Origin of the sequence: Maricaulis sp. (genome assembly GCF_048269565.1) — a bacterium.
Taxonomy (GTDB): Bacteria; Pseudomonadota; Alphaproteobacteria; order Caulobacterales; family Maricaulaceae; genus Maricaulis.
In genome coordinates, this window is sequence record NZ_JBLXIK010000012.1 from 22,639 (window position 1) to 44,223 (window position 21,585).

Annotated in this window: 22 protein-coding genes; 15 read left to right on the forward strand and 7 right to left on the reverse strand. The window is 63.5% G+C overall.

Going from position 1 to position 21,585, the window contains the following annotated elements; all coding sequences use genetic code 11:
* The first annotated feature begins 107 nt into the window (after positions 1-107).
* The 5 genes from ACN0YL_RS14380 (at position 108) to ACN0YL_RS14400 (ending at position 5,005) form a co-directional block, all read left to right on the forward strand.
* The gene (locus tag ACN0YL_RS14380) at positions 108-1,085 is read left to right on the forward strand and encodes a mitochondrial fission ELM1 family protein (RefSeq protein ID WP_417498438.1); all 978 of its coding nucleotides are present in this window, start codon (positions 108-110) and stop codon (positions 1,083-1,085) included.
* Positions 1,086-1,126: 41 nt separating this feature from the next.
* Positions 1,127-1,573, forward strand: a complete 447-nt coding sequence (locus tag ACN0YL_RS14385) for a beta-lactamase hydrolase domain-containing protein (RefSeq protein ID WP_417498439.1) — start codon at positions 1,127-1,129, stop codon at positions 1,571-1,573.
* 99 nt (positions 1,574-1,672) lie between these two features.
* Positions 1,673-2,617: a thioredoxin-disulfide reductase gene (trxB, locus tag ACN0YL_RS14390; RefSeq protein WP_417491159.1), complete on the forward strand. Its 945-nt coding sequence runs from the start codon at positions 1,673-1,675 to the stop codon at positions 2,615-2,617.
* A gap of 107 nt (positions 2,618-2,724) precedes the next feature.
* Positions 2,725-3,909 (forward strand): DUF547 domain-containing protein, encoded by a 1,185-nt coding sequence (locus tag ACN0YL_RS14395; RefSeq protein WP_417491158.1) that lies wholly within the window; start codon positions 2,725-2,727, stop codon positions 3,907-3,909.
* Between the two features lie 202 nt (positions 3,910-4,111).
* On the forward strand, positions 4,112-5,005 hold the full coding sequence (locus ACN0YL_RS14400) for a LysR family transcriptional regulator (RefSeq protein WP_417491157.1): 894 nt from the start codon (positions 4,112-4,114) through the stop codon (positions 5,003-5,005).
* A gap of 319 nt (positions 5,006-5,324) precedes the next feature.
* On the opposite strand, the gene ACN0YL_RS14405 is transcribed toward ACN0YL_RS14400, so the two are convergent.
* Positions 5,325-5,792, reverse strand: coding sequence for a Dps family protein (locus tag ACN0YL_RS14405; protein ID WP_417498440.1), 468 nt, complete (start codon positions 5,790-5,792; stop codon positions 5,325-5,327).
* A gap of 111 nt (positions 5,793-5,903) precedes the next feature.
* Positions 5,904-7,115 (reverse strand): pyridoxal phosphate-dependent aminotransferase, encoded by a 1,212-nt coding sequence (locus ACN0YL_RS14410; protein ID WP_417498441.1) that lies wholly within the window; start codon positions 7,113-7,115, stop codon positions 5,904-5,906.
* A 304-nt stretch (positions 7,116-7,419) separates the two neighbouring features.
* Here ACN0YL_RS14410 and ACN0YL_RS14415 point away from each other — a divergent pair, with 304 nt between their 5' ends.
* On the forward strand, positions 7,420-9,657 hold the full coding sequence (locus tag ACN0YL_RS14415) for a marine proteobacterial sortase target protein (protein ID WP_417498442.1): 2,238 nt from the start codon (positions 7,420-7,422) through the stop codon (positions 9,655-9,657).
* On the forward strand, positions 9,651-10,235 hold the full coding sequence (locus tag ACN0YL_RS14420; protein ID WP_417498443.1) for a class GN sortase: 585 nt from the start codon (positions 9,651-9,653) through the stop codon (positions 10,233-10,235). The genes ACN0YL_RS14415 and ACN0YL_RS14420 overlap by 7 nt, the downstream gene beginning before the upstream one ends.
* Positions 10,236-10,300: 65 nt before the next feature.
* Here the strand turns inward: ACN0YL_RS14420 and ACN0YL_RS14425 are convergent, their stop codons facing one another.
* Positions 10,301-10,759, reverse strand: coding sequence for a hypothetical protein (locus ACN0YL_RS14425; RefSeq protein WP_417498444.1), 459 nt, complete (start codon positions 10,757-10,759; stop codon positions 10,301-10,303).
* 181 nt (positions 10,760-10,940) lie between these two features.
* Here ACN0YL_RS14425 and ACN0YL_RS14430 point away from each other — a divergent pair, with 181 nt between their 5' ends.
* The 3 genes from ACN0YL_RS14430 to ACN0YL_RS14440 are packed head-to-tail and all read left to right on the forward strand — an operon-like array spanning position 10,941 to position 13,100.
* The gene (locus ACN0YL_RS14430) at positions 10,941-11,663 is read left to right on the forward strand and encodes a hypothetical protein (protein WP_417498445.1); all 723 of its coding nucleotides are present in this window, start codon (positions 10,941-10,943) and stop codon (positions 11,661-11,663) included.
* A gap of 33 nt (positions 11,664-11,696) precedes the next feature.
* Positions 11,697-12,728 carry a threonine aldolase family protein gene (locus tag ACN0YL_RS14435; RefSeq protein WP_417498446.1) on the forward strand — a complete coding sequence of 344 codons (1,032 nt, stop codon included), beginning with the start codon at positions 11,697-11,699 and terminating at the stop codon, positions 12,726-12,728.
* A gap of 51 nt (positions 12,729-12,779) precedes the next feature.
* Positions 12,780-13,100: a hypothetical protein gene (locus ACN0YL_RS14440; protein WP_417491149.1), complete on the forward strand. Its 321-nt coding sequence runs from the start codon at positions 12,780-12,782 to the stop codon at positions 13,098-13,100.
* Between the two features lie 37 nt (positions 13,101-13,137).
* Here the strand turns inward: ACN0YL_RS14440 and ACN0YL_RS14445 are convergent, their stop codons facing one another.
* Positions 13,138-13,647 (reverse strand): response regulator, encoded by a 510-nt coding sequence (locus ACN0YL_RS14445; protein ID WP_417469713.1) that lies wholly within the window; start codon positions 13,645-13,647, stop codon positions 13,138-13,140.
* A gap of 257 nt (positions 13,648-13,904) precedes the next feature.
* Between ACN0YL_RS14445 and ACN0YL_RS14450 the strand changes: the two genes are divergently transcribed.
* Positions 13,905-14,291, forward strand: coding sequence for a DUF3775 domain-containing protein (locus tag ACN0YL_RS14450; protein WP_417469711.1), 387 nt, complete (start codon positions 13,905-13,907; stop codon positions 14,289-14,291).
* A 22-nt stretch (positions 14,292-14,313) separates the two neighbouring features.
* On the opposite strand, the gene ACN0YL_RS14455 is transcribed toward ACN0YL_RS14450, so the two are convergent.
* Both ACN0YL_RS14455 and ACN0YL_RS14460 read right to left on the reverse strand, forming a co-directional pair.
* Positions 14,314-14,769, reverse strand: a complete 456-nt coding sequence (locus tag ACN0YL_RS14455; protein WP_417491148.1) for a response regulator — start codon at positions 14,767-14,769, stop codon at positions 14,314-14,316.
* A gap of 55 nt (positions 14,770-14,824) precedes the next feature.
* Entirely contained in the window at positions 14,825-15,259 is a 435-nt protein-coding gene (locus ACN0YL_RS14460; RefSeq protein ID WP_417491147.1) for a response regulator, read from the reverse strand.
* A 154-nt stretch (positions 15,260-15,413) separates the two neighbouring features.
* Between ACN0YL_RS14460 and uvrB the strand changes: the two genes are divergently transcribed.
* Together uvrB and ACN0YL_RS14470 are read left to right on the forward strand one after the other, a co-directional pair.
* Positions 15,414-17,579: an excinuclease ABC subunit UvrB gene (gene uvrB / locus ACN0YL_RS14465; RefSeq protein WP_417498447.1), complete on the forward strand. Its 2,166-nt coding sequence runs from the start codon at positions 15,414-15,416 to the stop codon at positions 17,577-17,579.
* Positions 17,580-17,992: 413 nt separating this feature from the next.
* Positions 17,993-18,586, forward strand: coding sequence for a hypothetical protein (locus ACN0YL_RS14470; RefSeq protein ID WP_417498448.1), 594 nt, complete (start codon positions 17,993-17,995; stop codon positions 18,584-18,586).
* 146 nt (positions 18,587-18,732) lie between these two features.
* Here the strand turns inward: ACN0YL_RS14470 and ACN0YL_RS14475 are convergent, their stop codons facing one another.
* Complete coding sequence (locus ACN0YL_RS14475; RefSeq protein ID WP_417491144.1) at positions 18,733-19,041, reverse strand: GIY-YIG nuclease family protein; 309 nt, start codon at positions 19,039-19,041, stop codon at positions 18,733-18,735.
* A gap of 289 nt (positions 19,042-19,330) precedes the next feature.
* Here ACN0YL_RS14475 and ACN0YL_RS14480 point away from each other — a divergent pair, with 289 nt between their 5' ends.
* Together ACN0YL_RS14480 and ACN0YL_RS14485 are read left to right on the forward strand one after the other, a co-directional pair.
* Entirely contained in the window at positions 19,331-20,293 is a 963-nt protein-coding gene (locus ACN0YL_RS14480) for an MrcB family domain-containing protein (protein ID WP_417498449.1), read from the forward strand.
* 445 nt (positions 20,294-20,738) lie between these two features.
* A complete protein-coding gene (locus ACN0YL_RS14485) occupies positions 20,739-21,467 on the forward strand; it encodes a hypothetical protein (RefSeq protein WP_417498450.1) in 729 nt (242 codons plus the stop codon).
* The last annotated feature ends 118 nt before the right edge of the window (positions 21,468-21,585 follow it).

Genomic DNA, 21,585 nt, shown 5'->3' on the forward strand with positions numbered 1-21,585 from the left:
TCGTCACAGCTTCGCTACACTTGTAACTAATATGACAGCTGTAGCGCGCGTCTGTCAAGGGGCTTGCCGCGCTTGACCCGGACCGGGGGGCGCCGTTTAACTTCCGCATGGTTGAAACGCTGGCCCAATCCCCTGCCCCGATCTGCTGGGTCGTCTCCGATGGCCGCCGCGGCATCGAGAACCAGGCCCTCGGGCTGGCCGAAGCCGTACAGGCACAACTCGCCGCTCGCGAGTCGGCCATGCGGATCGGCCGCGCCGTCGTGCACAAGGACGGCTCCGTCGCCCTGCCCGATTGCGGGCCGCCGGATCTGTGGATCGGCTGCGGCCGCGCCGCGATCCCGCTCGCGGCCCGGCACCGGCGCACCTTCGCCAACTGCTTCTTCGCCTATGTGCAGGACCCACGCAGCCACTACGGCGATTTCGACCTGATCCTCGCCCCTGCGCATGACCGGCTGACCAGGCCCAATGCCGTCAGCATGATCGGCTCGCCCAACCGAATCTCTGACGCCCTGCTGGATGAAGGCCGCGCCGCATTTTCCGCACAGATCGACGCGCTGCCCGGACCACGCGCGGCCGTGTTGATCGGCGGCGACTCCAAGCGCTTCCGGTTGACGCCGCGGATCGCGGACTACCTCATTGCCCGCCTGCAGGACCTGTTGGCCCGGGATATCAGCCTGATGATCACCGCCTCCCGGCGCACCCCGAAAGCACTGCGCGACCGCCTGACTGAAGCCTTCGCCTCACATGACCGGGTCTGGCTGTTCGATGGCGAGGGCGAGAATCCCTATTTTGCCTTCCTCGCCGGCGCGGACTGGATTTTTGTCACCGAGGAATCAACCAATATGCTGGTCGAGGCCAGCGCCACCGGCAAACCGGTCTACGCCCTGCCGATGGAGGGATCGGCCGGCAAGTTTGCCCGGCTACATGCTGCGCTGGAGGGATATGGTGCCATGCGTCCCTGGCTCGGCAAGCTGGCGAGATGGACCTATACCCCACTGGCGGAGACGCAACGTGCCGCCAGCGTCCTGATTGATCGCTGGTACGCGGAAGCAGCGCCCACCGCCCTCGATGGAGAAGCCGCCTGACCAATCTGCTCGTATCCTTCCTGTCCCTGTTCGGAGTCGCCATGTCGGAGCCCAATCCAGATTCAATCGTCAGCCGTCATGGCGATATCGCACTTGCGAGCCAGCCCAGCGAGGCCGATCTTGACGCCTGGGCTGCGGCCGGGACCGTGCTTGTGGTCAATTCGCGCACACCGGAGGAGACAGCCGGCCTGCCCTTCGACCTGCGCAGCGCCGTCGAGAGCCGCGGCATGCGCTATGCTGAACTGCCGATCGGCGGGGCCTCCGGCGCCAGCCCGGAATTGACCGGCGAACTCGCTGCCCTGCTGGCGGCCTCGGACGGGCCCGTGGTGATGCATTGCCGCTCAGGCACACGCTCGGCGCATCTCTATGCCGCCTATCTGATCAGCCAGGATCCGGCCATATCGGCGCCGTTCGACACCATGAACTGGCCCGGCGGGCGCGATATGGGCATGGTCCGCGCCATGACGCCGGCGCCGGTCAACCGCTAGCGCTGCCAAACGCGGCGGCAAGGCGCAAAAGAATCCCTATATAGAGGCCGCCCCCTGAAGCGGCGGCTGCGCCCCTGTCTGCAAGATTGAGGATTTCCCATGCCCGAGACGCGCCATTCTCGCCTGATCATCATCGGTTCCGGTGCTGCCGGCTATACCGCCGCCATCTATGCCGCCCGTGCCATGCTCGAGCCGGTCCTGATTTCCGGCCTGCAGCCGGGCGGCCAGCTCACCATCACCTCCGATGTCGAGAACTATCCCGGCTTCGCCGATGTGATCCAGGGCCCGTGGCTGATGGAGCAGATGCGCGAGCAAGCCGAGAAAATGGGAACGGAAATGGTCTCCGACCTCATCGTCGAGGCCGATCTGAAGACGCGCCCCTTCGTGCTCAAAGGTGATAGCGGCACCCTCTACACCGCCGACGCCGTTATCATCGCCACCGGTGCCCAGGCCAAATGGCTGGGTCTGGAGAGCGAGCAGAAATTCCAGGGCTTCGGCGTTTCGGCCTGTGCGACCTGCGACGGGTTTTTCTACCGCGGCAAGGAAATCGTCGTGGTCGGCGGCGGCAATACGGCAGTCGAGGAAGCGCTCTTCCTGACCAATTTCGCCTCCAAGGTGACACTGGTGCATCGCCGCGACAGCCTGCGCGCCGAGAAGATCATGCAGGACCGTCTGTTCAAACATCCCAAGATCGAGGTGATCTGGGATTCCGAAGTCCAGGAAGTGCTGGGCGACATGGACCCGCCGGGCGTCACCGGGGTCCGCATCCGCAACGTCAAGACCGGCGAGGTCAGCGAAATCCCGGCGCACGGCTTCTTCGTTGCCATCGGCCATGCCCCGGCGACCGAGCTCTTCATCGACCAGCTGGAAACCAAGCAGGGCGGCTATCTCGTCACCGAGCCGGGCACCCCGAAAACCTCCATCCCCGGCGTGTTCGCCGCGGGCGATGTCACCGATGATGTCTACCGGCAGGCGGTCACCGCTGCCGGAATGGGCTGCATGGCCGCGCTCGAAGCCGAACGCTACCTCGCCAGTCAGGAGTAGGTTTCGGGCTCGCAACCCACAATATGTCCAATTTGACATTGGAGTTTGCGGTTGCTTGCTGCTAGGAGCCTATCTTGTCCAGACAATCGCCACGGGTTTGATCCATCATGTTGCGTTTCCTCTCCTGCCTTCTTGTGCCGGCCATGCTGTTCGGTGCAGCCTCCGCCCAGGAGATGCAAGCCTCCGACGGTCTCGAGCGCTTCCGCGCCCACAATCCCGACTCAACCCAGACCATCGATTTCGAAGCCTGGTCCGAGATTCTCAATGATATTATCCTGCGGGTTCCACGCTCGCGCCGCGTGCCGGCCATCGGGCGTCCCGAGACCACTGGATCGCTGATCTATCGGGGCAATAGCACCCGCTACCGGAACGAAGCCAATCGGGTGATTTATCACCTGATCGACGATGAGTATGAAGCCGCTATCCGCGAGTTCCGGATCGCGATGGAAAACCTGCCTTCGCGGCTCGATTTCGGCAATCTCAGCAGCGATGAGCAGCTCGCCTACTGGTTCAATCTTCACAATGTCGCCGTGATCGAACACATCATGGGCCGCTACCCGGAGACCCGCATCAACCGCACCCGTGCCCTCGGGTCTGGCGAATCTCTGTTTGAAGCCAAGATCCTGAACGTTGCCGGCGTCCCGCTCAGCCTCGACGATATCCGCCTGCGCATCGTCTACCCGCAATGGGATGATCCACGCGTCATGTACGGATTCCACAACGGTTCGATCGGCGGTCCAAACATCCGCCGCGAGGCCTATAGCGGTGCCGAGGTCTGGCGCCAGCTCGACAGCAATGCCGGCGAATTCATCAACTCGCTGCGCGGTGTCGAGATCAATGACAGCCGGCTGCGTGTGTCGCACCAATATGAAGACGCCCGGGTCCTCTTCCCCGATTTCGAAACTGATTTGCGCGCCCACCTGGCGCATTATGCCAACGAATCGACCACACAGCAGCTTGAAGGCGACCGTCCGCTCGCGACCGATGTTGTCGAGTGGCATATCGCTGACATGACCAATGGTGTGATCGGTTGCACCGGAAGCGGCAGCCCGATGACGACGTCCGGCAGCAACAATCCCAATGTGGTCAATCTATCGACGCTCAATTGCAATGTGATCCCCCAGACCGGACTCTTCCTCATGCAATACCTGTTTGAGGAACGCATGCGCCTGATCCGCGAAAATCGCCTCGGCACGGTCGACACGATTGATATCGAGACACCATCTGACGAGCCCGTGATCAATCTGACGCCAAGCTTTGCCGGCAACCGGCAGGACAATCCTGAAGGCTGATGCCGCATCCTTCGCTGTCCGACTCGCCCCTTCATCAACGCCATCAGCCCTGGCTGTCTGGCGTTGATGAAAGTGCGTGACCGGCCCGGCGATGCGCCCTCCCATCCCTGCCACAGACACGCTCGAACACACCGGCTTCTGCTATTCCCGCCCTGCCTGTAGAGTGGCAAAAACCTGATAGCCAGCTGGGAGGCTGCAGCGCATGGACTGGGACAAGCTGAAGACTTTTCATGCCGCGGCGCAAGCCGGCTCGCTGACCCGCGCCGCCGAAATGCTCGGCATGTCGCAATCGGCCGTCAGCCGCCAGATCGCTGCGCTGGAAGAGGACCTCGGCGCCTCCCTCTTCCACCGCCATGCGCGCGGGCTGATCCGCACCGAGCCGGGCAATCTCCTGTTCGAGGCCGCCCACGAGATCGCAGCCAAGGCCGCCATCGCCGAGGCCCGGGTGCAGGATGCGCGCGACGAGCCCTGCGGCGAGCTCAAGGTCACGGCACCGACAGCGCTCGGCGCCATCTGGCTGGCGCCACGTCTGGCGGAATTCCATGACGCGTTCCCGCAGATCCGGATTCGCCTGATGCTCAACGACTTTGAGCTCGACCTGGCAGGGCTCGAGGCGGAGGTCGGTATCCGCCCCTGGCCCTCGACACAGAATGACCTGGTCCAGCGCAAGTTGCTGAGTGTTCACCAGCATCTCTATGCCAGCCATGACTATGCCGAGCGTAAGGGCATCCCCGAGACGGCGGCCGATCTCGATGAACATCCGATCATTCACTACGGTCCGCCGCAGCTGGCGCCCATTCCCGGCCTGGACTGGGCCGCCAAGGTTGGCCGCGAGGCCGGCCAGCCACCACGGCCGGCCGTGATCGAGGTCAATACGATCTATGGCGTGATGAAGGCAGTGGAAGCAGGCATGGGGATCGGCGCCTTGCCGGACTATGTTGCGCGGGAGAACAAGAAACTCCGGCGAATCCTGCCAGAGCTGGACGGCCCGGATTTTGAGGTCTTCTTCGTCTACCCCAGCGAGTTGAGGGGATCGCGACGCATCGTGGCCTTCCGCGACTTCCTGATCGAGCAGGCCCGGCGCTGGGAAAGCTGAATCGGGCGGCCAACGTCCAAATGCATGGCTAAAATGTGGCGTCGTCCCGTTTATGCATGGGAATTATGTTGAATCGTCTCTGGTGCTGCACCGCAGCATGGCGCATATACCCCCCACAGACGCGGTGGCGACACCGCCTCCTTCCCTTCGATGGGATTCGCATACCCCTCCTCCCCGTGAGGTATGCAAATTGCGCCGGGCCCTCCCCCTCCCCTTGGGTCCGGCGCCCTCATTTCAGGCTTCCCCAAGCCCATACACGAAACTGCCCCGGCCAACAGGCCGGGGCTTCTTCGTTTTCAGGCCTGGTCGGCGGGGGAAATCAGCCGAGCGTCGAGCGCAGCATCCAGGCGTATTTCTCGTGTGCGGTGAGCCGCGGGCTCAGCACGTCCGCAGTCGCGTCATCGCCATTGGCATCCGCGAGTTCAAGCGCCTTGCGAATGGTTGCCACAACGGCCTCGTGCCCACGCAGCAGATCGGCGATCATCACGTCAGCCTTCTGGGCCTTGCCCTCGGCGGAGACCGTCGCCGCGTCACCCATCTCGGCATAAGACGCCGGCGCCTTGAAATCGAGGGCGCGGACACGCTCGGCGATCTCGTCGGTGGCGAGCCACAGCTCGTTATATTGCTGCTCGAACAGCAGGTGCAGATCGTGGAAACGCGGACCGGTGACATTCCAGTGATAGACATGCGTCTTGAAATACAGCGCATAGGTATCTGCCAGCACGGCGGTCACGGCTTTGGCCATGGCGGTGCGTTGCTCGTCTGTCAGGCCCATATTGATGCTCATGGTCGATCTCCTCTTGCCCGGTGCGGCGACCGCCGCAACTCCTGACACCTATATGGGAGTGCCCGCCCGATAATTCCAATCAGGATTTATTGGCCCAGCCATAGATTTCTCTTATCGCGCCACCAAAGAGGCACAAAAACGCTGAATACGCACGCCAGCCTCCCTGAGCAACTCGTCCGAGGTCGCGTAAGAGATGCGGAAGCCGGGCTCGAGCCCGAACGCAATCCCCGGCACGACAGCGACCGCTTCGGCATCCAGCAGGGCGGAACAGAAATCATTGTCATTCCGGATCACAGTCCCGTCCGGTGCCGTCTTGCCGATCGTCCCGGCGCAATCGGCAAAGACATAGAACGCGCCCTCGGGCGTCGGCGCCACCAGGCCCTGTGATTGATTGACCCAGTCGAGCACCATGTCGCGCCGGCGCAGGAAGGCCGCATTGCGCGCCTCCAGGAATGAGTGGTCGCCATTGAGGGCGGCGACGGCGGCCCACTGGCTGATCGAGCAGGGATTGGAGGTCGTCTGCGAGATCACCTTGCGCATGCCGTTGATCAGCTCGACCGGACCGGCAGCATAGCCGATGCGCCAGCCGGTCATCGAATAGGCCTTGGAGACGCCATTCATCGTCAGCGTCCGGTCCAGCAGTCTGGGCTCGACCTCGGCAATGGTGGCGAATTTGAAATCGCCATAGACGATGTGCTCATACATGTCGTCGGTCATGATCCAGACCTGCGGATGCTTCAGCAGCACCTCGGCCAGACCGCGCAGATCCTCGGCGCTATAGCCCATGCCCGTCGGATTGGAGGGTGAGTTGAGGATCAGCCAGCGGGTCTTCGGCGTGATCGCGGCAGCCAGCTCGTCGGCGGTGATCTTGTAGCCATTGGCGATATCGGTTTTCACGCAGACCGCCTCGCCGCCGAGCAGGCGCACGACTTCCGGATAGGTGACCCAATAGGGCGCCGGGATTATAACTTCATCTCCGGCATTGAGCGTCGCGGCGAAGGCGTTGAAGATCACCGGCTTGCCGCCGGGCGCAACATGAACCTGGGCTGCGGTGTATTCGAGCGAATTGTCGCGGCGGAATTTCTTGACGATGGCATCCTTGAGCTCGGGGATACCGTCTACTGCCGTATAGCGCGTCTCATTGCGGCGGATCGCATCAATGGCCGCGTCCTTGATGTGGTCGGGCGTGTCGAAATCGGGTTCGCCGGCACCAAGCGAAATGACATCAATCCCCTTGGCCTTGAGATCGCGTGCCTTCTGGGTCACGGCGAGGGTCGCAGACGGTTTGACGCGCTGAAGCGCGGCTGAAGGCACGAATGTCATCGGGGATGTCCTGAATCGAGCGATTGATGTTGCGCAAACCTAGTCCCCACAGGCGCATCCGCCAATCCCTGCGACACAAGGAAATGCGCGAATATCAGCTTCTGCCGCAAAAGCTTGCGCGGCATTGCCGCGATGCAACATCCGGTAGCGCGCCCAGACATCGCCCCAATTCTCCCCGCAATGGCCGCAAACCCGCCCCGCGACGCGCCAAATCCCGGCCCAGCCTGAACATGGACAGGGAGATCGGCCGCCAGCGTCAAACACGCGTCGCGGGTGGCCGATCGGAACACAGGGGTAGACAGACATGGCTTCTGCACGCACACGCAAACCAGCCGGCGGACAGGCCTGGCTAGGGCTCATCACCGCCATCGCCGTTTTCGGCGCCAGCGTCTTTTTTTGGTCGGAGGCGCATGCCGACACACCGTCGGCGGAAGAACAGATCGCGCCCGCCGGTCTGGTCCGGCTCAGCGAGATCAATGAAGGCGCGCTGCTGCTCAAGACCGTTGAAGGCGGGCTCTATGTGCCCGCTCCGCTGGTCGCGACCGATATCGAGCTCGACATTGCCGGCCCGATCGTGCGCGCCACCATCACCCAGCGCTTCGAGAACCCGTCTGAGGCCTGGGTCGAGGGCACCTATGTCTTCCCGATGCCGGAAGACAGCGGGGTCGACCGGCTGCGCATGCAGATCGGTGATCGTTTCATCGAGGGCGAAATCCATGAGCGCCAGCAGGCGCGCCGTATCTACGAGGCCGCCCGCGCCAATGGCCAGCGCGCCAGCCTGGTCGAGCAGGAACGCCCCAACATGTTCACCACCTCGGTCGCCAATATCGGGCCCGGGGAAACCATCATCGTCCAGATCGAATACCAGGATGTCGCGCGCCTGATCGACGGCACATTCGAACTGCGCGTACCGCTGACAATCACGCCGCGCTATATCCCGCAGCCTGAAGGCTTTGTCTTCGCCTCCGATGGCGGCGAGCCAATGGCGACGCTCGCCGATGCGATGCGGATCACACCGCCGCTGATGCATCCCTCGGCCGAACCGGGCGACCAGCTGCGCCTGCCGGTAACCATCCATGCCGATCTCCAGCCCGGCTTCGCACTCGGCGCCGTCGCCAGCCGCTATCATGCCACCCTCGTCGAGCGCTCCGAGCCCGGCCACGCCGTGATCACACTCGCCGACGGTCCCATACCCGCCAATCGCGACTTCGTCCTCACCTGGCGCCCCGCCACCGAGAACGCCCCCAGTGCCGCCCTGTTCACCGAAGAGCTCGACGGCGAGACCTATCTCCTCGCCCAGATCCTGCCGCCCGCCACCCTCGGCGCCGATACGCCGCGCCGTCCGCGCGAGACCATCTTCGTGATCGATAATTCCGGCTCCATGGCCGGCGCCTCGATGCGTCAGGCCCGCCAGGCCCTGGTCGCAGCCCTCGACCGGCTTCAGCCCGGCGACCGCTTCAACCTGATCCGCTTCGACAATACGATGGAGCGCGTCTTCCCCGCTGCCGTCGATGCGACACCAGCCAATATCGCCCGCGCCCGCAGCTTCGCCTCCCGGCTTCAAGCGGAAGGCGGCACGGTGATGCTGCCGGCGCTGCGTGCCGCCCTCACCGACGACACACCCAGCGACACGGCGCGGGTGCGCCAGGTCGTCTTCCTTACCGATGGGGCGATCGGCAATGAGGCGGAGCTGTTTGACGCCATCGATCAGGGTCTGGGCCGCTCGCGTCTCTTCCCTGTCGGGATCGGCTCAGCGCCGAACACCTATTTCATGAGCCGCGCCGCCCGGCTCGGCCGCGGCACCTTCACCCATATCGGAGATGTCAACGAGGTCGCCGGCGCGATGGAGCGCCTGTTCACGGCGCTGGAACGCCCGGTCATGACCCAGCTCGATGCGCTGTTTCCGGCCGGCGCCCTGAGCGAAATCTGGCCGGCGCCACTGCCCGACCTCTATTATGGTGAACCCGTGCTGCTGACCGCACGTCTGGCCGGCCCCGATGGCATGATGCGGCTCGAAGGCGAGCTGGCCGGCTCGGCCTGGCAGCAGGACATCGCCCTCGCCGAGGCGCGCCCCGCCCATGGCGTCGCCACACTCTGGGCCCGCAACCGGATCCGGGCGCTTGAAGAGATGCGCTTCCAGGGCGCAACGCCAGCTTCGATCGATGCCTCGGTGCTGGAAACCGCACTCGATTTCCACCTCGTCACCCGCCTGACCAGCCTCGTGGCTGTCGATGCCACCCCGGCGCGGCCGGTCGGAGATCCGCTGGTGCAGCGCGATATACCGCTGATGGTCCCGGATGGCTGGGACTTCCAGGCCGTCATGGATGAACGCATCCACCCGGTCCGGCACGCCGCCCTCGATCCCGGGATGATCGCCCGCCTGCGCCCCGGCCAGGCCCCCGAGGCCGAGCCGGTTGATGCCGATGGTGTGCCGCTGCCCGCCACCGCCACACCGCGCCAACTGATGATGGGGCTGGGCGGTCTGATGATGCTGATCGCCCTGGTCTGGCTAATCACCAATCGCGAGCGGCGCCTGTGGTAAGGGCGAAAACCTTCATCGCGGCGCTGGTGCTGATCGCCGGTGCCGCGATCTTCGGTCAGGGCCTTTTCCTGACCGCGAAGGCGGAGTTCGCACAAATCCTGCTCGCAAGGGCCTGGACGCGTGCGATCGACGGAGAGACCGCGGCCACCCCATGGCCCTGGGCCGATACCTGGCCCGTGGCCCGGCTCTCCGTCCCTGCCCTCGGCCAGCACGCCATCGTTCTGGCCGAGGCCGGCGGCGAGGCCCTCGCCTTCGGCCCCGCCCTGCTCAACGTCTCGGCGCAACCCGGCGAGCCGGGCACCACCATCATCGCCGCCCATCGCGACACCCATTTCGAATTCCTCAAGGACCTGGCCGTCGGCGACAGCGTGATGCTGGAAACGCCCACAGGCGAACAAATCGCCTACCGCGTCACCAACATGGAAATCGTCGACGCCGCCCGCTCCGGCATCGAGCCGGAAGGCGGCCCGTCGCGGCTCGCCTTGGTGACGTGCTGGCCATTTGGCGCCCTGATGCCGGGACCGCAGCGCTATGTGGTGTGGGCCGAACCTGTCACCGCGCCTGAGCCGCTTTCCTGACGCCAGACTCGCATCCCGGCCCACATCGGCTGGGCGCAACATAAGCCGGATTCAGAAACGACGGATCATGCGCCGGCTGCCTGCCCGCCCCGGGACAGCAATGCCTCGACCTTCGCGGTCACGGCCTCACGCGCCTTGGCGGAGAGGAAAGCCTTGGGCAGACGCATCAGCCGGGCCGCATGAATGCTGGCCTGACGCACCCTGTCGCGGTCGACTCCGGCATTGAGATAGGCCAGCACATCCATCAACATCGCGCGGTCGAAGGCCCATAGCGTCTCCCCGCGATACTCGATCTGGTAGAAGGCCTCGCGCGGCCAGTCGACCTCGTGCGTGCGGTTGAGACCGCAGGCGAGGCAGCTCAAGCGCCCGGCCCAGGAGAGCCTGGTGCCGGTCTTGCCATCGGCGAGCATGACCGGCAACGGCAGATCGCCACTCAGGCTCTCGAACCTGGCTTCCGCACCGCATTGCGGACAGGCCAGGGCCAGTTTCGGAGCGATACCCCTACGGTCATAAAGTCCTGTCATGGCAGCTCCCGTTGAGCGATGATGTGGCAGCCCGGCCCGGCAACAATCAGCCGTTCAGGACAAAAACTTACGACATTGTTATCATTCCGGACTCGCCTGATCGAGCCGCCTCGTTTACCGAAGGAGCGCGGCGGGGGCTGTTGGGAGTGAATCTTTGGGCCAGGCCGCCGTCAGCCCCGATATGTTGCCTGTTCGCCGCGTCCTTGCCTGGGCGCTGGCGCTATTGGCCAATGGCTCATTGGTCGCGCTGATCCTGCTCTCACCACGCCCGCCCACTGGACCGCCCCCACTCCAGACCATCGACCTTGTTCTCGTCGCGTCCCCCGAACCCGAAACGGAGTTTGAGACCGAACCGGAACCACCGGCCGAGCCCGAGCCGGAGGTGCAGCCTGAAGCCGAGCTTCCGCCCCCCCCGCAGCCACAGCAGCGCGACGCTGTTGATGAAGCCGTGATAGCCAGCGGCGAGCAAGAGGAGGATGACGCAACAACAAGCGATGCTTCACAGCCCCTCGCCGCCGCCGGCATTCCCGATTATGGCATCACCACCCTTGAGGACAGCGCCGCCCTGAGCGGAACGGCTTTTGTAGTCCGGGAAATATTCTGCCTGACCTCGTCGGAAGCCACACGCGAAGCCGGACATTGTCCCGACACGCCCGACCCGGACGGGCTCTCCATGCTGCGCTACGCCAGCGACTCGAATCGCTTGGCCGGTCTGCGCGCCGCGATCGGCCACGGGATGAGTCCTGAGGAAATCCGGGCCCTGTTCGAGGCCGAGGGCCTGCCCCTGGCCGACCTTTCAGGCCAGTCGACGCTCGCTGATACCAGCGCCCGTTCAACCTCGTCGTCCGATGACATGCGCGACAGCCTGCCGGCACGTCATCCCGACCCCGCTTTTGGCGATTGACGACCGGGCGCCAGACGGTTTCTTCTGCGCGCCATGAACTTCCTCTCTGACACCACCGCACCCGCCCATCCGAAACTGATCGACGCCATCGCTGCCGCCAATACCGGCTTCGCGGCTAGTTATGGCAATGACGCCATCTCCGCGCGTGTCGAGGCGCGCTTGCGCGAGATTTTCGAATGCGACCTCAAGGTCTTGTTCGCGGTCTCCGGCACGGCTTCGAACGCGCTGGCCCTGTCCGTCCTGTGCCCGCCCGATGGCGCAATCCTGTGCCATGACGAAGCGCATATCCATCGTGACGAGCGTGGCGCGCCGGAGTTTTACACCGGCGGCGGCAAGCTCGTGCCGCTGCGGGGCGAGCATGCGAAGATCGAACTGGCCGAGCTCGATCGCGCTCTGGAGGAAATCCCGGAGGGTTTTGTCCATGCCAGCCCGGCACGGGTGTTGTCCCTGTCCAACCTCACCGAGAGCGGCACGGCCTATACCGTCGCCGAGGTGAGAGAGCGGACGGTCCGCCTCGAGAACCGGCCGGCCTTCGTCCACATGGATGGCGCGCGCTTCGCCAATGCCCTGGTGTCACTGGGCTGCACGCCGGCAGAGCTGACCTGGAAGGCCGGTGTTGACGTGCTGTGCTTCGGTGCGACCAAGAACGGCGCTCTCGGAGCCGAGGCGGTGGTGTTGTTCCCCTCGGTCGCGGACCGGTTTGAAATGCTGCAGGCGCGCCAGAAGCGCGGTGGCCACATGGCACCCAAAATGCGTTTCATGGCGGCCCAGTTCGAAGCCTGGCTCGCCGATGAGCTCTGGCTCGAGCTGGCCCGGGCAGCCAATAACCGCGCCGCCGCGCTGGCAGCCGGACTGGCGGCCCTGGCCGGTATTGAAATCCTGCATCCTGTGGAAGGTAATGAAATCTTCGCGCGACTGCCGGAGGCGGTGGCGACCCGCCTGCGTGCAGCCGGTGCCGAATTCTATCAATGGCCCGACGGCTCGGCCCGCCTCGTCACCAGCTGGTGCACGCAAGCCAGCGAGATTGAGTCCCTGCTCGCGGCGGCGCGCCAGATTTCGCCTTGAGCGAGCGGAACAAAAAGAGTACAACCACATCCTGTCTGAAAGGAGGGTGTGATGGCGAAGGGACGCGGAGTCTTGTTTCACCTCAATTCGGTCGGCTTCGACCCCTATGGGCGGGTCTTCATCGGCGACCGCGAGGCATCACGAGCCTTGGCCGAATTGCTTGGCAAGGCCGATGCAATCAGTTGCCGTTCAGGATGCGGCGCGCCGCTCAGCTGTGACACGGCCCTGATCACGCGTGAAGAGCTGGTACGTATCGGACCGGAGCTGATTGTGAATAATCCCGATTTTGGAGCGATCATTCGCAAGCGCAAAGCCGTCGGAGCTGAAGAGGCGGTGATCGTGTTCAATGTCTACCGGGAATTGGCCGACTGACTGAACTCGCCGTTGCCGGATACGGACCGGCGCAGCCTCAGGAGGCTTCGGCCTCGTCATCATCGGTTGAACGCCGCCAGGGGCCCGCAAAGCGCGGATCCTGACGCCGACGGCGGTCGGGTCCGAAATAGGTGGGGGCCTTCACGAAGCGGCGTGGTCTCTCGATCAGGGCCGAGATGCGTCGAAACAAGTCGACTGGCCGGACCGGCTTCGCCAGATACTCATTGACGCCGGCATTGATCGCCTCGATCACCTTGGAGCGGTCGGTATGGCCGGTGACCATGATGATCGGCAGGTATTTATTGGCACTGTCCGAAGCAGTGCGAACGAGGCGGGTGAATTCCAGCCCGTTCAGATCGCCGAGCATGTAGTCAACCAGGGCGAAATCCGGATTGACGTCGCGCATGGTCTCGAATGCATCGGCGGCATCACGCACCTCGATAATCGTGCGGACACCAAACCCTTGCAGGATGGTGCGCAAGATCGTCGACATATGCGCATTGTCCTCAACGATCAGGACACGGATGCGGTCGAAGCTGCCGGACATGGGCTCTCACTGAGCAAAGGTTGAACTCTGGGCCTGCCGAGTCTGCCCGGTCGACCTTAACCAAGTCTTGCTTGCGCCTGTCCCAGCAAGCTCTGACCGCGCTTTTTCGCAGCGCGCTGCCGCTTTACAATAGGTTGGGAGAAATTGCCGAGACACGTCACAGGGTCGGTCAATGGCTCACTTTCCGGCGCGATTATGCTAGCCTCTACCCGCTAGCGGCCTGCCAACGCAGCCCCGGGAAGGACCTGAACATGAATATGGCCGAGAAATCAGTGCGCAGTCTGATCTTGCGTGCGCGCGCCTATGACAGCAAGGAACAGATAGACGACTTCCAGCCGGATCCGGACACATCCGAGGTTGATTTCGTCGAGTCGATGCTGACGGGCGATCACGATCCGATCCGCGACGAGATCAGGGACTGGATCGATTGTCTGGATGAGGAGGGCCAGGTTGAACTTGTGGCGCTGTACTGGATCGGACGTGGCGATTTTGAGGGGCGCGAGTTCAGAGCCGCTGTCACCGAGGCCCGGGCCCGCCGCAGCTCGCCAACGTCAGGCTATCTTCTCGGCGCTCCGATGCTGGGCGATTATCTGGAGACCGGGCTTGATGCCGTGATCGAGGCCGGAGCGCTGGACGACGCCTGAGCCCGTCGGCGTGGCAATGGCGTCAGATCCACTGAACCTCGGTTTTTGGCCCCCGGCCAGCTGCCCGGACGATATCGCTCTTGCGACTGGACAGAACGTCAATGATCCGCCGGCCGAGCTTGTTGGGCGTTACGGGCTTCACCAGGAAACCGTCGGCGCCGGCGCAGATGGCATCCTCGACCACCGCAGCCTCGGAATGCCCGGTCAGCATGATGGTCGGAACCGATTGATTGGGTGAGGCGGTGTTGGCACGCAATTCGCGGATCAGCTTCACGCCAGTGCCGTCGAGGAGTTCATAGTCGAGCAGCATCAGGTCGATGCGCTGACGATTGAGATGCCCCCAGGCCGCTTCAACGCCGTCTGCCTCCAGCAATTCATGGCACCCCAGCCCGCCCAGCAATCGGGCGATCAAGCGGCGGGTGGCGGCAACGTCTTCGACGATCAGGATGCGGCATCCCAGCAGGATTTGACTTGGCATGACGGCCCTCAATGACTTCAATATGGTTAGTAGCGTGGAAAAACTGAACTACTGATTAAGCGGAGCGGGAAAATGCCGGAGCGTCGCAGCGCGAACCGGTCCGCATCAGATGATCGATCCGTTGTCCAAGCGTGGCGGCATTGACCGGTTTCGGCAGGATCGCATCGGCCCCGGCACTCTCCGCCGCCCGCGCCAGATGCGGCAGGCTCGGCGGCGCCAGGAAGATGATGGGCAAGCCGGCATCCGGGCTATGGACCGGGTCACGGAACCGCCGGATCGCCTCCAGCCCGCTGGACATCCCGAGGTCATGATCCAGCAGCACCAGATCCGGCCGGCAGAGACGGGCAGTCACGAGCGCCTCCTCACTGTCGCGGCTCTCATAGATCCGGCTCACACCGAGGCCGCGCAACAGGGTCTTGAGCACCACGCGAATGGAATGGCTGTCATCGAGCAGCAGAATATTGAGGCGGGACAGGTCGAAGGCGCGCATCTTGATCTCCGGATTCAGCATTCCAGACTAGCCGGTCCGGCTTAACACCCGGCTACCGGCCATGAATTTGATATGAGCGCCTGCTGACAGCGGTGAGTCAGCATCACACCCCCGCCCTCTGGTCGCGGTGGCCGCGGATGCGTATATCCGGGGCATGGCCAAATTGACCCTCGACGACGTGCTCGCGGCACCGGAAGAATTCATCCTCGACACGGTGCCGGAAACCGCACCGGCGCATCCGCTCGAAAACTGGGCCCCGCACCGCCCCGACCGGCCGGAAAAGTCCGAGGGCGGTCAACGCTTTCGCTGTGTCGCCGAATTCGAACCCACCGGCGATCAACCCCAGGCGATTGCCGAACTGGTCGAGGCGATCCAGGGCGGCGAGCGCGATCAGGTTCTGCTGGGCGCGACCGGGACCGGCAAGACCTTCACCATGGCCAAGGTGATCGAGGCGGTGCAGCGCCCGGCCCTGATCCTGGCCCCCAACAAGACCCTGGCAGCCCAGCTCTACGGCGAGTTCAAGTCATTTTTTCCCGATAATGCGGTGGAGTATTTCGTCTCCTATTACGACTACTACATGCCCGAAGCCTATGTGCCGCGCACCGATACCTATATCGAGAAGGAGAGCTCGATCAACGAGGCGATCGACCGGATGCGCCATGCCGCGACGCGCTCCATCCTCGAACGCGATGATGTTATCATTGTTGCCTCGGTGTCGTGTATCTATGGCATCGGCTCGGTCGAAACCTATACCGCGATGACGTTCGAGCTGAAGCCCGGCGACGTGGCCGATCCGCGTGCTGTGATGCGCCAACTCGTCGATCTGCAATACACAAGAAACGACGCCGCCTTCGGGCGCGGCACCTTCCGCGTGCGCGGGGATAGTCTCGAGGTTTTCCCGGCTCACTATGACGACCGCGCCTGGCGCCTCTCTTTCTTCGGCGACGAGCTCGAGACCGTCACCGAATTCGACCCGCTCACCGGCCGCGCCATCACCGATCTGAAAAGCGTCAAATTCTACGCCAATTCCCACTATGTCACCCCGAAACCGACCCTCAACCAGGCGATCCAGTCGATCAAGGCCGAGCTCAAGACCCGCCTCGCCTGGATGGAAAGCCAGGGCCAGCTGCTCGAGGCCCAGCGCCTGTCCCAGCGCACCGAATTCGACCTGGAAATGCTGCAGGCGACCGGCTCCTGCGCCGGCATCGAGAATTATTCACGCTATCTGACGGGCCGCAAACCGGGCGAGCCGCCGCCGACCATGTTCGAATACATCCCGGAAAACGCGATCGTTTTCGCCGATGAAAGCCATGTCTCCATCCCCCAGCTCGGGGCGATGTTCAAGGGCGATTTCTCGCGCAAGAAAACCCTCGCCGATCACGGCTTCCGCCTGCCCTCCTGCCTCGATAACCGCCCGCTCAAATTCGAGGAATGGGACGCGATGCGGCCCCAGACCATCTCGGTCTCGGCGACGCCGGGCAATTGGGAACTCAACCAGACCGGCGGCGTCTTCGTCGAACAGGTCATCCGCCCGACCGGCCTGATCGACCCGCCGGTCGAGATCCGCCCGGTCTCCCTCGACGGCGCCAGCCAGGTCGATGACGTCATCGACGAGGCGCGCAAAACCGCCGAAGCCGGCCTGCGCACCCTCGTCACCGTGCTGACCAAGCGCATGGCCGAGGATCTGACCGAATACATGCATGAGCAGGGCCTCAAGGTCCGCTATATGCACTCCGATGTCGACACGGTGGAGCGGATCGAACTGATCCGCGATCTGCGCCTGGGAACCTATGACGTGCTGGTCGGCATCAACCTCTTGCGCGAAGGCCTCGACATCCCCGAATGCGGCCTCGTCGCCATTCTCGACGCCGACAAGGAAGGCTTCCTCAGATCAGAAACCAGCCTGATCCAGACCATCGGCCGCGCCGCCCGCAACTCGGAATCCAAAGTCATCCTCTATGCCGACCGCCGCACCGGCTCCATGGACCGCGCCATCGGCGAAACCGACCGCAGACGCGCCAAACAGGTGGCATACAACGAAGAACACAACATCACCCCGCTGACCATCAAACGCGGCGTCTCCGACATCCTCGAACAAGTGATGGAAAAACAGGCCGCCGCCCGCTCCCCCAACGCCCGCGGCCGCGGCAAGGGCAGCGGCAAACCCAAGGGCATGCGCGACCAGGACCAGGCCGGCTATGGCGGCAATGTTGTCGCCGTGATCGCCGATCTGGAGAAGCGGATGCGCGAGGCTGCGGCGAATCTGGAGTTTGAGGAGGCGGCGCGGCTGCGGGATGAGATCAAGAAGTTGGAGGGTTAGAGCGAAGCGGTTCGGATATGGCGACTGCGCAGCGGGCCGCAAAGCCGGGGCTCGTGAGAGCGAGGCTGGCGATGTGGGTGGGGGATGAGATCAAGAAGCTGGAAGGGTAGAGGGGAGGGGCCGGGTTTAGTCTAACTCGGAGGGCCACCACCTCGCCGATGCGTCAGAGCAGGCTCAACGCGCACCGCCTAGTCTCAAACGCCTATTCCTCGTCATCCCAGCGAAGGCTGGGACCCAGTTCGCAAAGCTCGGCACTTGATGAGGCTGGGTCCCAGCCTTCGCTGGGATGACGATTTTGGGCGGAGCTGAGGCTCGATTTGCCGCGGCAATACGCCAGAGAACTTTCTAGCCCATCGCGGGGCCATCCCTGACTGCCGCTTGACCTGCGCCAACCCAATCTGCCTATTGCCTCAATGAGAGATATTGAACCGCAAATGGAACAGTCCGGGTTTTTAGTGCGCCGAGAACCGCCCGAGACACGCCGAAAAGCTTGCGACGCCCCTTGGGAAGCGCACTTCACTGAAGCCGCAGTCCTAATCGCCTTTGCACAACACCTCCTGCAATCGGAGGACACCGTTACAATCCATCCCGATGGCGAGCATGCGAAGCGCTTTGATATTCCTCTGGCACTGCAGTCGCTCGGCTACACCAAGACCGCGCCATTAGGAACGACCACGTATGGCGGGATATATCGGAGCGGGAACAAAACCCTCCGCGTGCACCCCAAATCGGGTCAGGGGGATATTCTCTCAACCCAAGTGTTCGCGGAAGCGAAGGGCGGGGTCATCAACACACGCCACGCCGGTCAAGTTTCTCGCTTGCGCAAAGGGCTCAGTGAAGCTGTCGGCCAATTGATGGCGGCGCCCGACACCGGACAGCGCATGGTGGCTGTCGTCCCAGCAACCGTTGATACACGGCGCCTGGGCGCCAGTCTTTTACCGCGGTGCCTACGGGCCGAGATAGAGATTGCCTTGGTCGATGCAGACGGTAGCGTTGAGTTTCTGTAGCGCAGGGCACCGAGCCCCTACTACTCACCCAATCTCAAACCGCTTTTGTATCGTCATCCCAGCGTAGGCTGGGACCCAGTTCGTAGAGCTCGGCGCTTGATGAGCCTGGGCCCCAGCTTTCGCTGGGATGACGGTTAGCGTCGAGATCAATCAATCGGAGCCCACATGGCGATGGTTTCGAACCAGTCTTGCCAGTCGGGATTTGTCTCTTCGATCAGCCGCAGCTTCCACGCTCGCCTCCAGGCTTTGATGTTCTTTTCCCGGGCGATGGCGTAGCCGAAATCCTGGTGGAATTCATACCAGACGAGCCGGGTGAGCCCATATTTGGCAGCGAATTTCGAGCCGCGGCCTTCGCGATGCAGGATCATTCGTGCGCCGATATTGCCCGTCACGCCGGTGTAGAGCGTGCCATTGCGTTGATTGGTCAGGATGTAGACGCAGGGGTGTTTTGGCATTGAGTGAAGGCATATTGTAGTGGTTTGATTATACACTCGCCATGAGTGTATTTCAAATTCTTCGCCGACTTAACCGTCACCTCAGCGGAGGCTGGGGTCCAGATCCTAGAGCGCGGCGTTTTATGAGCTGGGTCCCAGCCTGCGCTGGGATGACGATGTTTAAAGGCGTGGATGAATAAGCTCGCCGGGGCTCAACCCAGACCACCCCAAAACACACCACTCAACCTTTCCCTCGCCAAAGCGCAATTTTCCGTTCAGGTTGAAAAACTTAAGCGTTTGGGGGCGGGCTATGCGTGATGAATTTCAGGAATGGGTTTCGACCTATCCGAGGGATCGAGCGGCGAAGCCGAAGAAGAAGTTGGGGACGCGGTCTTATCAGGCCGTGATGAAGGCAGTGCCGGCGGCGCTGACCGAGCATATCGTCCATCGGACGCGCTTTAAGCCTGAGGGCTCTACCGGCTCGGGCAATTGGACCGATATTTCCTGGGTCGCGGTGGTGGATCATTTGATCAGCCCGACGACGCAGGAAGGCTATTACATCACCTATCTGCTTAGCCGCGATGGCCAGCGGCTGGTTTTGTCGATGCAGCAGGGGTGCAAGACCCTTAGCGATGAGATCGGCAAGGGCCCGGCGATGGCGGAGTTGCAGCGCCGGGCCGCTTTGATGCGTTCGCGGGCGCCAAAGGATTTGCAGCGCCTCTCCACCACAGCGCCCATCGATTTGGGCACGCCGAAAGGCCACCGTCTTGGGCCGCTGTATGAGGCCGGGCATGTTTTGGGGCGCAGCTATGATGCCAGCAATTTGCCGTCCGAGGCCGAGCTCGTCGCCGATTTCCGCGAAGCGATCCGAGCACAAAAACATATCGCCGCCAATGGCGGCGCGGCGACGATTGAAAGCATGGTTGGCGAGGTCGTCGAGGACGGCCTCAATGAGACCAATCTCAGCTATGTGAAACGCTATGCGCTACACCGCGTCGCCGAGCGCAGCGCCGCCCACGCTAAGGCCGTGAAGGATCACTATCCCGATATCTGCATGGGCTGCGACACGGATCTAGGCGCCGTCTATGGCGAAGATGCCCGGCGCATGCTCGACGCGCACCACCTGATCTCGATCGGCAGCCTGGCTGAGAATGAACACGCCGCCTTCACCGTCAAAGACTTCGCCCTGCTCTGCCCGAATTGCCACCGCATGATCCATCGCTTGGTGGATTCGTCGGATTTGAAGGCATTGCGGGATTTGTTGGCGAAATAGGGTTTTGGGGAATGGGGCACACCCACATCTCCCCTTAATCCCCATGCCAGCCAGGGGGCCGTATCAAGCCCGCGCCGTCAAGGCCGCCTTCGGCGCCGCGTAGCGGGCATGCGCCTTGACGGCGCGGGCTTGATACGGCGGACTTCCCGGCGAGGGGTTTATAGGTGGGTCTGGGCTGGGGCCCTACTCCAACATAACTCCACCCTCAAAAACCAAACCCTTGTCATCCCCGACGGATGTCCCGCGAAAGCGGGACGCAGATCGGGGACCTACCCGCTCTTCCAGCTGGTCTGGCGGGTAGGTCCCGGCGCTGCGCCCGGATCAAGTCCGGGCGTCCGGCCGGGATGACAAAAAATTGGGTGTTGTGGGGTTAGATTCGGCGGTACCCGCAGCCACCCCCCCCAACTTATCCGCCCCCACCCCGCCCGCGACTATACTCGCGCCCATGAAACCGAACACACGACACCCGGCCCAGCGCGAAGCGCTGGAGGCGCGGGCCCGGACCTTGCGGGAGCAGGGCCTGGGGATGGCGGAGATTGCGGCGGAGGTGGGGGTTCCGGCGTCCACCCTGTATCAATGGGCGGCGCGGGGGCGCTGGCGGTTGTGCGATCTGGCGGCGGACGCGGCGGCGGTGGTGGTGCCGGGCGGGCCGGAGGCCCTGGCCAACACACCCGCCGGGGACGCGCAGGACACGGCGCCGGATGCCCCCAGCCCGCCCCCTGAGGAGGCGGCGCGGTTTCTGATGGCGCAGGCGAGCCGTTATGGCGTCGCCGGTCAGACCGCCCGGGCGGCGGCGACGGCGCGGCTGGCGCGGCAATTTCTCGATCTGTCGGTGCGTGAGGCCGAAGCCGCGGCGCTGAAGGCGCAGGCGGACCAGGCCTCCCGGCGTCAATTGCCACCGGAGCTGGTCGGGGTGCCGCTGGATGCGCACTGTTTCCCGCTGGAGTTTCCGCCCGGCTGGACCCTGAAGCGCGCCCGGGCCGAGGGGCGCGATGACCTGGTCCCGGTCGAGGTGCTGCGCGAGGATTTGATCCAGAGACTGGCTCTGCGCGAACCGGCCAGGCCACAGCTTCATGCGCCGCCGGCCAGCGCAGAATCCCAACCCGGACCCGACCCGCAAGCCCAAACCCCGCGCCGGCGCCAGGCGCCGCATGTCGGCATTCGCCGGCTCTAGGTCCTGTACCCATAAACAGGATTCCCAGCCTTACCGAAGCGTGATTCAAGATCTCTTTCAGGGAGGTTTTGATGGCGCGCTTTGATTTGAGTGATGTGGAATGGGCGATCATCTCGCC